Origin of the sequence: Clostridium sp. BL-8, assembly GCF_002006495.1 — a bacterium.
GTDB lineage: Bacteria > Bacillota > Clostridia > Clostridiales > Clostridiaceae > Clostridium.
On sequence record NZ_LZZL01000012.1, the window covers coordinates 89737 to 104505 of the forward strand.

14 protein-coding genes are annotated in these 14769 nt (G+C 29.5%); 2 read left to right on the forward strand and 12 right to left on the reverse strand.

Features of this window, described 5'->3' with window-relative positions; genetic code table 11:
* Positions 1 to 41: 41 nt before the first annotated feature.
* The 5 genes from CLOBL_RS05570 to CLOBL_RS05590 form a co-directional block, all read right to left on the reverse strand.
* Positions 42 to 1391 carry a UDP-glucose/GDP-mannose dehydrogenase family protein gene (locus CLOBL_RS05570; RefSeq protein WP_077858235.1) on the reverse strand — a complete coding sequence of 450 codons (1350 nt, stop codon included), beginning with the start codon at positions 1389 to 1391 and terminating at the stop codon, positions 42 to 44.
* 16 nt (positions 1392 to 1407) lie between these two features.
* Entirely contained in the window at positions 1408 to 2070 is a 663-nt protein-coding gene (locus tag CLOBL_RS05575) for a sugar transferase (protein ID WP_077858106.1), read from the reverse strand.
* 299 nt (positions 2071 to 2369) lie between these two features.
* The gene (locus CLOBL_RS05580; RefSeq protein ID WP_077858107.1) at positions 2370 to 3152 is read right to left on the reverse strand and encodes a CpsB/CapC family capsule biosynthesis tyrosine phosphatase; all 783 of its coding nucleotides are present in this window, start codon (positions 3150 to 3152) and stop codon (positions 2370 to 2372) included.
* 50 nt (positions 3153 to 3202) lie between these two features.
* On the reverse strand, positions 3203 to 3943 hold the full coding sequence (locus CLOBL_RS05585; RefSeq protein ID WP_077858108.1) for a CpsD/CapB family tyrosine-protein kinase: 741 nt from the start codon (positions 3941 to 3943) through the stop codon (positions 3203 to 3205).
* Between the two features lie 14 nt (positions 3944 to 3957).
* Complete coding sequence (locus CLOBL_RS05590) at positions 3958 to 4644, reverse strand: Wzz/FepE/Etk N-terminal domain-containing protein (RefSeq protein ID WP_077858109.1); 687 nt, start codon at positions 4642 to 4644, stop codon at positions 3958 to 3960.
* A gap of 435 nt (positions 4645 to 5079) precedes the next feature.
* On the opposite strand from CLOBL_RS05590, the gene CLOBL_RS05595 reads away from it, so the two are divergent.
* A complete protein-coding gene (locus CLOBL_RS05595; RefSeq protein WP_077858110.1) occupies positions 5080 to 5346 on the forward strand; it encodes a hypothetical protein in 267 nt (88 codons plus the stop codon).
* A 498-nt stretch (positions 5347 to 5844) separates the two neighbouring features.
* Here the strand turns inward: CLOBL_RS05595 and CLOBL_RS05600 are convergent, their stop codons facing one another.
* The gene (locus CLOBL_RS05600; RefSeq protein WP_077858111.1) at positions 5845 to 6648 is read right to left on the reverse strand and encodes an AAA family ATPase; all 804 of its coding nucleotides are present in this window, start codon (positions 6646 to 6648) and stop codon (positions 5845 to 5847) included.
* 292 nt (positions 6649 to 6940) lie between these two features.
* Between CLOBL_RS05600 and CLOBL_RS05605 the strand changes: the two genes are divergently transcribed.
* Positions 6941 to 7588: a lactate utilization protein gene (locus tag CLOBL_RS05605; RefSeq protein ID WP_077858112.1), complete on the forward strand. Its 648-nt coding sequence runs from the start codon at positions 6941 to 6943 to the stop codon at positions 7586 to 7588.
* A gap of 225 nt (positions 7589 to 7813) precedes the next feature.
* Here CLOBL_RS05605 and CLOBL_RS05610 read toward each other — a convergent pair whose 3' ends face one another.
* The 6 genes from CLOBL_RS05610 to CLOBL_RS05635 all read right to left on the reverse strand — a co-directional run bounded on the left by CLOBL_RS05610 (position 7814) and on the right by CLOBL_RS05635 (position 14553).
* Positions 7814 to 8692 carry an ROK family protein gene (locus CLOBL_RS05610; RefSeq protein ID WP_077858113.1) on the reverse strand — a complete coding sequence of 293 codons (879 nt, stop codon included), beginning with the start codon at positions 8690 to 8692 and terminating at the stop codon, positions 7814 to 7816.
* Between the two features lie 154 nt (positions 8693 to 8846).
* Positions 8847 to 9716: a ketose-bisphosphate aldolase gene (locus CLOBL_RS05615; protein WP_077858114.1), complete on the reverse strand. Its 870-nt coding sequence runs from the start codon at positions 9714 to 9716 to the stop codon at positions 8847 to 8849.
* A 65-nt stretch (positions 9717 to 9781) separates the two neighbouring features.
* On the reverse strand, positions 9782 to 10633 hold the full coding sequence (locus tag CLOBL_RS05620) for a class II fructose-bisphosphate aldolase (RefSeq protein WP_077858115.1): 852 nt from the start codon (positions 10631 to 10633) through the stop codon (positions 9782 to 9784).
* Positions 10634 to 10663: 30 nt separating this feature from the next.
* A complete protein-coding gene (locus CLOBL_RS05625; protein ID WP_077858116.1) occupies positions 10664 to 11740 on the reverse strand; it encodes a PTS fructose transporter subunit IIC in 1077 nt (358 codons plus the stop codon).
* 29 nt (positions 11741 to 11769) lie between these two features.
* Complete coding sequence (locus tag CLOBL_RS05630) at positions 11770 to 12081, reverse strand: fructose PTS transporter subunit IIB (protein ID WP_077858117.1); 312 nt, start codon at positions 12079 to 12081, stop codon at positions 11770 to 11772.
* Between the two features lie 78 nt (positions 12082 to 12159).
* Positions 12160 to 14553 (reverse strand): BglG family transcription antiterminator, encoded by a 2394-nt coding sequence (locus CLOBL_RS05635; RefSeq protein WP_077858118.1) that lies wholly within the window; start codon positions 14551 to 14553, stop codon positions 12160 to 12162.
* Between the last annotated feature and the right edge of the window lie 216 nt (positions 14554 to 14769).

A 14769-nucleotide genomic window follows, 5' to 3' on the forward strand; every position in this document is an offset into this window, starting at 1 on the left:
GTTTAACTTTGAAAAGCCTCTGACTTTTCAAAGTTAAATATCTATATTACCATAGCTGTCATTTCTTCTTTAAGTTTTTTCTCAAAATTCAGAACAGCTTTTCGTCCAATTGAATAATAATCTATTTCTCGACCTTTAGCTTCTTTTACTTTATAACAGTTTCTGCCATCTAAGATTATAGGCGTATTCATTAATTCTTCATAAATCTTTAAATCTAATTCTTTGATTTCATTCCATTCTGTAAATATAAATGCTATATCTGCATCTTTTAAAGTTTCTTCTGGAGTGCTTACATAAGTTATTTCGTCTGGATATATCTTTTTAAAATTATTAACTCCAACTGGATCGTATGCAAATACTTTAGCACCTTCATCTATTAATCTTCTTACATTTGGTATTGATGGTGCTTCTCTTAAATCATCAGTTCCAGGTTTAAATGTTAAGCCAAGTACTGCTACCTTTAATCCTTTTAAGCTGCCAAATCTCTTTTTAGCTTGTCTGAATAATTTATACTTTTGATTTTCATTTACTTCAATTGTTGCTTTTATTGTTTTTAATTCATATCCATTGTCATTAGCTAACCAATGAAGTGCCTTAGTATCTTTAGGGAAACATGATCCCCCATATCCGATTCCAGCACTTAAGAATTTATCTCCTATTCTTGGATCAAAACTCATTCCTTTAGCTACATCTTCAATATCTGCTCCAACCATTTCACAAAAATTTGCTATTTCATTCATAAATGATAGTTTAAGTGCCAAAAAATCATTTGAAGCATATTTAATCATTTCTGCACTTCTTCTATTTGTAACAACTATCGGCTGATTATAAGCTTCATAAACTCGTCTTAAAAGTCTTTCTGAGTTCTCTGATTCAACCCCTATTACAATTCTCTTAGCATATAAGGTATCAATAACGGCTGTGCCCTGTGCTAAAAATTCTGGATTTGAAGCCACTTCTATATGAACATTATTTTTAACATTTTCTTTTAAAAATTCTTCAATTCTATCATTAGTTCCTATTGGAACTGTTGATTTAACAACTACTAAACAATCTTTCTCTGCATTATCTGCAATTTGACTGCATACATTAAATACATAATCTAAGTTAGCTGATCCATCTTCTCTTTCTGGAGTACCAACCCCTATGAATATTAAATCAGCATCTTTGTAAGCATTTTTATAATCAACTGTAAAATGTAATCTATTATCGTCATGATTTCTCTTTAGAAGTTCATCTAAACCTGGTTCGTATATAGGTGAAATTCCATTTTTCATCATTTCAACTTTCTTTTTATCTATATCAACACAAGTTACATCATGCCCTATTTCTGAAAGACATGCCCCTGTAACTAATCCTACGTATCCTGTTCCTGCAACTACTATTTTCATATTCATATCTCTCCTTCTATCTAGCATGTTTGTCTCCAAAAAGTACAGAAAATGTTTTGAAAATTAATTTAATATCAATTAAAATACTTCTCTCCTGCACATATTTTATGTCTAATTCCATCCATTCTTCAAAATCAATATCATTTCTACCTGAAACTTGCCAATAGCAGGTTAATCCTGGCTTAACCTCTAATCTAGTCATCATCCAGTCATCGAATTTTTGAACTTCTTTAGGAAGTGAAGGTCTAGGTCCAACTAAACTCATTTCACCTTTTAGTATATTAAACAATTGTGGAAGTTCATCTATGCTTGTTTTTCTTATGAATCTGCCAACTTTAGTTACTCTTGGATCATTCTTCATTTTGAACATTGGTCCGCTCATCTCATTTTTACATTGTAGTTCTTTCTTTAATTTTTCTGCATTAACTACCATTGATCTAAACTTGTACATCTTAAATACTTCACCATTTTTCCCAATCCGTTCTTGAGCAAAAAATATTGGGCCTCTTGATTCAAGTTTTATTATTATTCCAATAATTAAAAATATTGGCAATAAAAGCGTTAATCCAGTTAAAGAACAAAGAATATCCATAGTCCTCTTAAAAAAGTAATACTCCACCCTAGGTTCAGCTCTATCTTGGAAGATAGCCTCCCCTTTATTAATTTCTAGTTGCTGCATTTTATCACCGCCCTATGATAATTAATTAGCAATCAAGTTTTTTAATTCTTTACCTCTTTTAATTAAGATAAATAATAGTAAACCTAATTGCTTCTTCTATAAGATGAATCTTGCTTAATGTAATTTTGTTTTCTCTACACTCTGTATAATTTATATTACAATGAGTATATACACTTTTCAACACACAATAAACGCTACATTAAGCAATATCAAGGATAGTTGCTAATATAGCGTTTTATGACAAATATTTATTCTGTTTTCATTTTTATGGGATATAAGTTTTAAGCACATAATATTGATTATATCTTAAGAAACGATAATATAGATTTTTTGCTTTTAATTTTTTTACCATAAAATTCTACATCATGATTATTTAATAATTTTTCAGAACTTTCTTCAAGTATTTTTTCATTCATTAAGCTGCCGTTAACACTTGTAACTTTCAATACTTTAATGGCATCTCTTATGCCTGAATTTCTACATTCTACATTATGCGCATCAGAACCAATGAAATTATATATGTTATTTTCTAAATATAACGAAGCAGTTTTTTTAACACTTTCTCCAAACTTCCCTTCAATACTTCCTGAATTTATCTGAAATAAATATCCTGCATCAATAAATTTATTAATTAATGATGGTTCTTCTCTAAATGGTTTATATCTTTCAGGATGAGCTATTATTGGAACTATGTCCCTAACCTGTAATTCATAAATAACATCAACAATGTTATTATCAAATCCGTGCATAGGAAATTCAATCAGCATATATCTGGAATCATTTATGGTCCCTATATTACCCTGCAAAAAATTTTCAATAATGTTTTCATTATAATAAATCTCCTGACCACTATAAATTTTAATATTGATTCCTTCTCTATTTGCAGCTGTCGCAACTTCCTCAGTCAAAGCTTTAACTTCATTTATAGTTGCATCTCCATATTCTAATAAATAATGAGGAGTTGCTACAATTTCTCGTGTTCCATTTCTCTCTGCATTTCTTAACATTTCTAATGTCATTTCCATATTCTCAGAACCGTCATCAATACCTGGTAATATATGCGAATGTATATCTGCTATCATAACCACACCCCCTTTTATTCAGTTTACAGCTTTCATGTGCTTAAATATTCTTATTCCTTATCCTCTTCATTTCCATAATAGTTACTGTATTTTCCCCTAGTATTTTCTACTGCGTGTAATACTGCTCCTATTATATTAGCTCCAACCTTATCTAGAAGATTTTTTGCCTCTATAACCGAATCCCTTTTTGTTACAGCTGCTCTAACTACTAAAATAGTCCCCTCAACTTTTGTTGAAAGTATTTGAGCATCCGTAACTGCTTTAATGGGGGCCGTATCTAAAACTACAAGATCATATCTTTTTTTTAATTCTTCAATCAAATTACTCATGGCTGATGAGGCTAGCATCTCTGATGGGTTAGGAGGAATTTTCCCTGAAGTTAAAAAATATAAATTATCATTACGTTTTTGCACAGCTTCTTCAATAGAAACCTTTCCAATTAAAATTTCTGAAATTCCAACTAAATTTGATGCTTTGAAGTTCTTATGTACTGAAGGTTTTCTTAAATCACAATCTACCAGAATAACCTTTTTATCGCTTTGTGCAAAGGTTAAAGCAATATTTCCAGCAACAGTGGATTTCCCTTCCGCCATTTCTGCACTTGTAACTGCAATGGTTCTTATCTCTTTATCAAATGAAGAATACTGAATATTTGTCCGCAAGGTTCTATATGCTTCTGCGATCACTGATCTCGGCTTTTCTTCTACTATAAACCCTGCATGAATTCTATCATCAATTGTATTATTATCTTTTCCTTTCTTATAATGTTTTATTGCCTCTAATACTGACATACCTGCACACCTTTCTAGGACTTAAATTTATCAGGAATAGTTCCTAAAACCGGAACTCCTAATATTTCTTCCATTTCCTCTCTAGTTTTAAAAGTATTATCCATAAACTCAATTAGAAAGCTTAATCCTAAACTGATAATTACCCCTGCCGCAAAAGCTACTCCTATATTTAATTTCTTATTTGGACTTACTGGATTATCTGTTACCTTTACACTTTCTATCGTTTTTACATTGCCATTAGGTATTAGTTCTTTTGACGATCTCATAAATTCATCAGTAACTGCTTTTACCACATCACCAGCTTCTGATTTACGTGGGCTTATATAGCTAATTTCTAAAATCTGCGTATCAGATCTTGGAGTAACACTTAATGTGTTTAGTATATTATCAGAACTTAAATTCAAATTACTAAAGTTAATAGCTCTATCTATCAAATCATTAGTTTTAATTATTTCAACGTATGTCTTTAGTAATTTTTGATACATCTGAACATCATTAGTGTCATAACTCTGTTCCTGTCCTTGAGCATTAAGCTCTTTACCAATAAACACTTTCGTACTTGCTTCATATTTAGGCGAAATTATGAAAATGCTTATTATTGCTGAAAGTGCAGTTGCAATTAAAGTAATTCCGAGTATCATTTTCCACCTTTTTATTAATATATTTACTATATCCTCAATTTTTATTACATCTTTATTCATATACCAAGTCTCTCCATCTATTAATATTTTTATTAGCTTTTTTATTTAAATTTATTATAGTTTTAGTAAATTTCTCATCTTTCATTCATTTTTATTATGATGCTATTGCAAAAAACATTTACATATTAATTTTGATACATGTATTGCAATTACAATTTGGAAATACAATTGACAATTCTGGCTGAAATCCTTACAGAATTTCTTCAATAATTGTTAATTGTGAAGGGTATCTTGGAAATTACAATATATATTATTTTATCCGTAGTTCTTTTATATCTATGCTTTAATCATTTCTATTAAAGTCTCAAGCTAAATATTTCCTTTGCTTAACATTAAGCAAATTAATTTTCAATTCATACAACTTTTTTGTTTTTATTTTTACCCTTTTATCTCAATTTATGGTAAAATTATATTAAAAAAAGGGGATGAGAGTTTATGGCAGTATATATGATTAGTTATGATTTAAGTGAACCATGTAAAAATTATGAAAAGGTTTGCGAATCTATTGAAGCATTAGGTGAATGGTGCCATTACCTTGAAAGTACTTACTTAGTTAAAACATCATTATCAGCTGATGATATTAATAACCGAATAATTAAATTTCTTGATGCTTCCGATAGACTTATAACATGTGAAATACTTAGGCCCGTTTCAGGTTGGTTACCTGAAGAACAACGAAATTGGATCAATTTTAATCTTTAGTTAAATTAATATCTTCGAACATAGTACTCTTATATTTAAATTCTATAAAAATATAAGCTGCTCTTGAGCTTAGTATTCTCGAGCAGCTTATATTTTTATTCTTCTATCTTTATTAAGTTTTTGTTTTTTAATTTTCTTGTTCCTAATTGAAATGCAATGAATTTTTATATAAAAATAAGAGGCTTACGCCTCTTTAATACCCCTTAATAACCCACTAGTAGTATAATTAAGCAGCTATGATTTTTTTAGAAATTGAATTACTAAATACCTATCTACTATAATAATGGTCTAACCCATTTATCTCATAATAAATAACTATCTGAATATCATATATAATCCCCTAATTACTAAATGATATAATTATTACAAGAAAAAGAAAGCAATATTTAAATCAATCTCCTTGTATTCATATTCTCATGATACCTAAATATAATCAATACTTTCTTCTTTAAATGTACGAATTAAGGAATAAAAATACTTTTAACCTAAATCTAATAACTATTTCTCAAATTCCACTTGATACTTCTTAAAGAATTCATAAAAATACTTCACATTGTCCAATTCACTCCAGCCGCATACATCTAAATTTTTTGAGTCCAAGTTATATATTTTTGCATCTAAAGTTCCAAGCATAAATGGTGAATGGGTTGCAATTATGTACTGATTATTTAAAAATCTTGCTCCATAATTAATCTTCTCAGCTAAAAGTACTTGGTTTTGAGGCGATAATGAAACTTCTGGTTCATCTAAAAGATATAATGCATCTGCTTGAAGCCATTCATCAAATATTTGCTGGCTAGTTTCACCATTTGAGTACTTTTCCTGACCATATTTAATTCTTTCTATCTGTTCTTTCATCTTATAAGAATTCTCTAGTATTTCTAACTGCTCTCTGCTATATCCTTTTTCAGCCTGTTCATAAATATATCCTTTTCTTAATATAGCTTCCTGTTGAACTTTCTTAATTTCATACATTATATCTTCACTTTTAATATAGCGGCTATTTCTAGGAATTCCATACCACATCTGCCCTATTTCATTTTCTCCAAATCCGTATCTGCAATCATCTACAAATTCTTTAAAATAAGGATTTCCCTGTACTTGTTCCTTTCCAGTTAACTTCAATTTATTAGCTATAATATTTAACAAAGAAGATTTTCCACAAGCATTATTTCCATAGAATATTGTAATCTTATCAAAAACAAGGCATTTCTCATTTTTACCTAAAAACACATTATGAGGATATATATTAGGATTAGAAAGTACTTTATCACACAGTTCGAAAGTATTTATGTAAATCAAACTTTATCATCTCCTTAATTATTAACCCTATCAATTTAAAATTTCTTCCGATAGGGTTTGCTACTCCTTTTTTAATATATTAATTCAAATTGATATATTATTTATATACTATATATCTACTACTCCTCATTTCAAAATTATAACATGCTCTTAGTATCATTTCATATACTATGTTACAAAAAAGTGCATACTTATATAAAATGGTTAATTATGTTATAAATATATCATAATAATATAAAAGTATTTTAATTCAAGAAATGATATAAGGCATATTTATAAGGAGGACGTTTAAATGACAAGACAATCTCTATTAGAAAAACGCTATGATAAATTGAGTACAAAAGTAGTTGACTCTTTAAAAAGGCGTCATTTTGATGCGTATTATTGTAAAACCAAAGATGAAGCACTTGAGCAGATTTTAGAGTTAATTCCTCAAGGTCACGTTGTATCCTGGGGTGGTTCTGAAACCTTAAATGAAATTGGCATAAAAGAACTTGTAAAAAAAAAGGGGTATGAAGTTATTGATAGGGACACTGCAAAAAGTCCTGAAGAACGAACAGATCTTATGAGAAAGGCACTTTTATGTGACACTTTCTTAATGAGTAGTAATGCCATAAGTGAAGATGGTCAGCTATTTAACATTGATGGAAATGGCAATCGTGTTGCTGCTATGATTTTTGGGCCAAAAAGTGTCATAGTCGTAGCTGGAATGAATAAAATTGTAAAAAACCTTGATGATGCAGTGCAGAGAGCTAGAACAATTGCCGGGCCAGCAAATATTCAACATTTTCAAGATGCGAAAACCCCATGTTATGTAACAGGCAGTTGTGGAGGTTGTTTAAGTCCAGATTGTATTTGTTCATATTTGGTAACAACAAGAGCAAGCAAACCTGCAAATAAGATAAAGGTTATATTAATTGGAGAAGAACTTGGGTTTTAGACTATTTATATAATGCTATGAAAGCTCATAAACTTAATTTCGAGAATGTCGAAAGATTTATCTACATTAAATATTTGATAATCACTATAACTGGAAATTTCTTGTTAAGAATTTTATGTTAAAAATCTATATTGGCACATAAAAAATAACAGGTTCAACAAGATGTAAATGAACTTGTTATTTTTTTGATTGTGACTTAATTTTTTAAAAAATGTAAAATATTAACTAAACCAATTGAGAAGCACCTATTAAACCAGCATCATCTTCAAATTTTGCTACTTTTATTTTTAAAGTTTGAGGATTATGAACTTTAGGCATTGTTTTTTCCTTTATATTACTAATTATTTGTGGATTATGAATAACAACAGAGCCTCCTATTATAAAAATGTCTGGATCGACTACTGCACATATATTAGCGATGCCTTTAGCTATATTTTCACAAAAATTTTCTATGATTTGCACAGCTAATTTATCTTTTAAATAATATAATTTAAAAACATCTTTTGTATTTAAATTCTCATTTAACTTTTCACTAGCTATTCTTGCAATATTAGTACCGCTGCATTGACCTTCTAGTCCTCCATAATTTAAACCATTGTGGGAATATTTATCTTCATTAATAATAATATTGTTAATTTCGGCAGCTGCAGAATTAGCTCCACCTATTATTTTATTATTTAGTATATAGGCTCCACCTATTCCAGTTGATATTGTAATAAAAAATACTGATTCATATCCCTCTCCATTTCCATATAAAGCTTCAGCCAATCCAGCAACATTAGCATCATTATTTAGTTTGGTTTTTAGAAATGTTTCTTTTTCAAAGAACTCAACAATATTAAATTCATTCCATCCAATTAAATTTGGAGGATTTAGAATCTTCCCTTTTTTGATATCTAATGGACCTGGACAACCAATTCCAATTCCAAGGAATTCATAATTTTCTTTTTCACTATTAATGAAGTCAACTAATTTACTCAAATTTTTTACACATCCAAGATCTCTTTCATTTTTGAATTTTACCCTTTTAATAATTTTTTCACTTTCATCAAAGATGGCAACTCTTAATTGTGTTCCTCCAATATCTATTCCTATTTTATTCATTTTATTTACCTCCTTGTTTTGATAATACCGTAAAATAATAATCCATAAGTAACATAGTCTGCATCCAGTTAATTTCATAAGTTCAATGCTGAAATTAAGTGGATGCAGACTATTTATACTAAAAATTATTTGGAATGTTTTATTTTTCTGCTTTTTATTTGTTGTAATATTTTACTTTGTTTTCATCATTAAATAAACTTATTTTATGATAAATAACTTCCTTCATAGCTTCTATACATGGTGGATAAATAGCATTTGGTTCACGAGCACCTAAATCTTCTGTTAATATTTCACGGCATTTCTTATAAAATGCATCTTTAATGTCACTAGAAATATTTATTTTAGATATTCCTAATTTTACAGACTCTGCGATTTCATCATCTGAATTAGCTGACCCTCCATGCAATACTAATGGAATTTCTACAATTTCTCTTATAGTTTTTAATAAATCTAATCTTAATTTTGGCTTCATATCCTTTGGATAAATTCCATGAGATGTTCCAATAGCAATTGCTAATGTATCTACTCCAGTTCTATCAACAAACTCTTTTGCTTTCTCTGGATCTGTAAAAATTATTTTATCAGCTCCATATTCCCCTCCATTCCCTGTTGTTCCTATAGTTCCAAGCTCTGCTTCAACTGAAACATCAAGTGGATGTGCTACTTCAACTACTTTTTTTGTGATTGCAATATTTTCTTCAAATGATAAATGTGAAGCATCAATCATTACTGATGTGAAGCCACATCTTATTGCTCTAAGAACTTGTTCAAAAGTTCCACCATGATCTAGATGAATAACCACTGGTATCTCTGATTTAAAAGCCTCTTCTTTTACGCTTGCTATAAAACTATCTTCTACAAATGATAATTCATCTGGATGTATTGCAATAATTACTGGAGCCTGCTTTTCTTTAGCTGCCTCCATGACACCTTTTAAAATCATACAGCTGCTTGTATTAAAGGCTGGTACAGCAAATTTATTTTCTTGTGCTACTGATAATAACTCTTTCATATTGATTAACATAATATCATTCTCCTTTTTATCTGAATTTTTTATTTTAAATATTTATTATTTAAATTTTTCTAATATTAATTTTTATTATTTGATCCTGACATCTTAATATAATCTCTTACAATAGTAATACTGTCCCGTTCAACTTGATGCATTAAAACGTAATAATTAATATCTGCTCTTTCTTTTAATATTGATGTAATAGCTTTAACATTTGCATTCATAAAATCACAGCCGACATTTATTTTATTAATCCCATATTTAACTGCCTTTAAAATATTCTCTCTTCCAGAACCTGAACCTCCATGAAGTACTAATGGCATTTTAGTTAATTCCTTAATAGTCTTTAATCTTTTAAAATCAAATTCTGGAACCATTCCATCTGGGTAATTCCCATGTGACGTACCAATTGATATTGCTAGTGCATCAATTCCAGTTTCTTTTGCAAATTTTAATGCTTCATCTGGATTCGTATACATATGGTCGTCTGTAAATGCACCGCCTTCTGTTCCCCCTAAACATCCAATTTCACCTTCAACACTCACCCCCTTTGGATGTGCATAATTTACCACTTCCTTTGTCATATCAATATTTCCTTGTAAACCAAAACGTGAAGCATCTACCATTACAGAAGAGAAACCATCATCTATTGCTTTTTTTATAAATAAAACTTCCTGCCCATGATCAAAATTAAGTGCCACCTTTATAGATGTTCTACTAGCTAAAGTCTTTACAATTGGAGTTATTAGTTCACTATCGCAATGATCAATTAAGTGCTCTTGAACCAAATTAATTATTATAGGCGCATTTTCTAGTTCTGCTGCTTTAATTACTGCCCTTGCAGTTTCTAAATTGAAACAATTAATAGCCATGACTGCATAATTTCCTTCATTTGCCTTTTTTAACATTTCTGTCATTGAAACATACATAAAACTTTCTCCTATCTATTATGCAAATTTTTATTTTATTTCTAGACCTGATAAATCTACCTCTTCTTCCTCCTCTTCTTCAATCAATTGTTCTTTTGAATCTTTTTTTAGAATTACAAGTAAAATTGCTGTAATAACAGAACCAACGCCTAAAGCAATTAAAAAGCCTAGAGGATTTTGCATAGCTGGTACAATAAACATTCCTCCTGAAGGAACTGGAGAGCCAACATTCAATAACATAATTAACATTCCTCCAATCGATGCACCAAAGGAGCAGGAGAATATTACACGAAGTGGATCAACAGCTGCAATTGGAATAACACCTTCAGTAATCATACATATTCCCATTGGAAAAGCAATTTTTATATTGTCAGCTTCACTTTTAGAATATCTAGCCCTTCTTATTAACCAAGATAATGTAACACCAAAAGGAGGAATCATAGATGCACAAATCTTAATAGCTTCTGGTCCATAAACACCTTGTAGTAGCAATCCATCAGCAAAAAGAGAAGCAACTTTATTAACAGGACCTCCGAAATCAAATGCTGCCATAGCCCCCATAATTAGTCCAAATATTGCTTTTGACCCCCCCTGCATATTATTAAGCATAGAAGTAAGGGAAGCTGAGATTGATGCTATTGGTCTTCCAATAACGAAGAACATTATTAATCCAATGACTACTGAAGATATTAATGGAATTATCATCATTGGAAGTAAACCTTGAGCCCACTTAGGTACTTTAAGATTATTCTTTAAAAAAACTACAAAATAACCTGAAAGATATCCACCAAGCATTCCTCCGAGGAAACCAGCTCCCATAGCATTTGCTACCATACCCATTAATAAGCCTGGTGCAATACCGGGTCTGTCTGCAATTGAGTATGCTATAGCAGCGCCCATTACTGCTGGCAATAGCTGCATTCCAAATACACCCAATGTAACTGCTGCCTGCCAAATACTGTAGGAAGCTTTGTAATCAGAAATTAATGATGGATTCCCCCCTGCCAAATTACCAATAGCAATTAGTAAACCAGCAGCCACAACTAGTGGAAGCATGTATGATATTCCTGTCATTGCGTGCTTTTTTAATTCTAATTTTTTTAACATAATAAGTTCTCCCCTCATATTTAAATTTTTTACAAACCTAGCTCTTGTTGAATCTTGTTAATAAGTGCTTTTGGAGATTTAATTACAATATCTGTTGAAACATCAATAACCTTCTTGTCTTTAAACCTTTCTCTGCCGCCTACCTTAATGTCAGCTGCAATAATTACCACATCTGCGTCCTTAATTTCTTTAAGACTAAGTTCATCTTCTGTTCCAATTGTGCCTTGAGTCTCAATGTGAATTTCATGATTTAATGCTTTTGCTGCACGCACTAATTTTTCTTTTGCTATATAAGTATGTGCAATTCCAGATGTACAAGCTGCTATTCCTACAATTTTCATATACGTTTCTCCTTTCGTATTTTTAATATTTATATAAATATAGATAGTTAATAAGCAATATAACAAATGATTATCTTATTAAATTTCCTCTGTTCTTGTAAATATGTCATATACTTCTTCTGGAGTTTTAGCTTTTAATAAAGCTTCACATACTTCATCATCTCCTAATTTTGCTGCTACTTTTGAAAGCAATCTGACATGAACACTATTTTTATCAGATTCTGTTACTGCAAATAAAATAATGAAATGCACTGGATTATCATCTAAGCTCTCCCATTTAATATCAGCTCTTGTTTTCCCAAAAGCTATTGATGTTTTATCAACAAATTTAGATTTTCCGTGAGGAATCGCAATTTGATTTCCTATACCTGTTACCCCTAAAGTTTCCCTATAATACACATCTTCCAAAAATGCTTCTTTATTAGAAAGCACTCCCGTATCATATAACAATTCTGTAAGTTCTTTTAATGCTTCATCTTTTGTTGTTGCAGCCATATCTAATTTTATTGTTTCTTTTTGTATTACTTTTGCTAAATCTACTTCCATTTTCATACCACCTTCATTATTTAGTTTAAAGTATTGCTTTACATCCTTTTCCTTCTTACATTTCATCAAATAATTAGCGTAATTTTCTTTAATATTGAAACTTACTATTTCTTTTAATAAATGAGTCATTACTTCAATATTTTCCATAGCAATATAAAATGTTAATTGTTTCTCATTATTCTCTATATCATTCATCGAAAGCCCAAGTATGCATTCTTTTTTGCAAAATCCTATTTGCAATATCAAATTTCTGTTAAAATCTATTTTATTAAAGGTAATATTTTTCTTGAGCTTTTTATAAATTTCTTTCTTGACCCTATTTTCTGTTTTATTAAAATAGATTAATTCTTCCCATAACCATTCTCCAATAAATTTAGTTGTAACCGGTATCTTCAGATTCTTGTTTTCATTATTAAGTAAAAAATCAGATATATTTTTAACATCACATTCATTCAAAAAAGTTGATACTAATAAATATGGCTTGCATTTTAAATCCAATGGAACTGTTGAAATTATAAAATCAATGTCATCAAGATTTCTATTAACAATTCCACTTGCAGAAATACTTTCTACAATCTCAAATTCTGGAAAATGCCTATTAAGTTTTGTACTTAACAATTGAGATGTTCCATAACCACTATGGCAAACAACTAAAACTCGTCTCTTTGTGAAAGAATTCTCTAATCCTAGCTGATAATATACTGTTAAGTATCCAATTTCATCTATGGGAATTATTTTTTGTTTTAATTCATAAGATACCATAAGCCCAGCAACTCTACATATATTTAAAAGAACAGGATATTGTTCTTTTATTTGATTAATGAGCGGATTTGATATTTGAATATCATATTCCATACGATTTAGCATTGGACGTATATGAAGTAATAATTTATCCATTATACCTTGATCTCTGGTAATGTTTATTTGCAAAATTTCTTCTATACATTGGATCATTTTATCTCTAAATGTTATTGCTATATAATCTAATTTATTTATTACTTTATTTTCATTTTCCGTTTCTTCTTTAATCAATCCAAATGATACAAAATATTGATATAAATAATAAACTTCTGCCTCATCTAATTTCATTCCAAAATCTCTATTAATACTACTAATACATAAAACTGCTTCTTCATACTCTTTTCCTATTTTAAAGTTTTCTCCTTTTTCCTTTTTGTATATTGGCCTTCCTTTTACCCCCCTTATCATTGAAATTAAAATATGCGTAAGTAAATTAATATAATATGGTTCATCAATTCTGCAGTTATATTTTTTCTCTAAATCAAGTAAAAGCTTATTTACATATATTATCTTGTCTTTTTCAAAGAGCTCAGATAATCCATTTAAAGTAACTACATCTAAACGTGTTGCTAATTCTTCAATAGTCCTTTCATTTCTTTCTCCATTTGAATATTCAAATAATAAAGATGCAATAGCCCTACGGATATTTACTTCTAATCCCTTTATTTGAGTTCCCTCTACTGTTTTTTCTAATTTTAACTTAAATGAAGAAAGCCATTTTTCTATATACTTAAAGTCATTAACTATACTTGTCTTACTAACGTAATACTTATCTGAAAGTTTTTGAATTGAAGTGCTATTATGTGAATCAATAAGCATATACTTAATAATCTCAATTCTTCGATTATTAATCGAAATCTTTTCATTTTTACTTTCTTGCAATTGAAGAATATTGTGTAGGATTAGTTTTGCATTCATAACATCTTTTATCATTATTCCAATACTACGTTTTTTATCTAATTCAACATTATATTTACTTAAATAGTCTTCAATTACTACTAAATCTTTCTTTAAAGTTTTATCAGACACATTCAAGAATTCTGTATAATATTTAATAGGTTTATATTGTTTCTCTTCTAATAACAAGTTTAGAAATTCAATTTGCCTTACATTTAGGTTATACATTCTTTTGCCTCCTCCATTTTTCTTTTCTGTGTCTTCTATATGTATACGATACCATTTGTTTTAATGTTGTAAAATAACAAATAAGTTCCCTTTAAAACGGAATTTATGTATCATTCAATTTTAATCCATTAAAAATAGCAAGACACTAGAATTCTTTAAACTAAATTATACCTAATTAGTATGCAACAATTCTTTTATTTAATAGGAAAACACCAG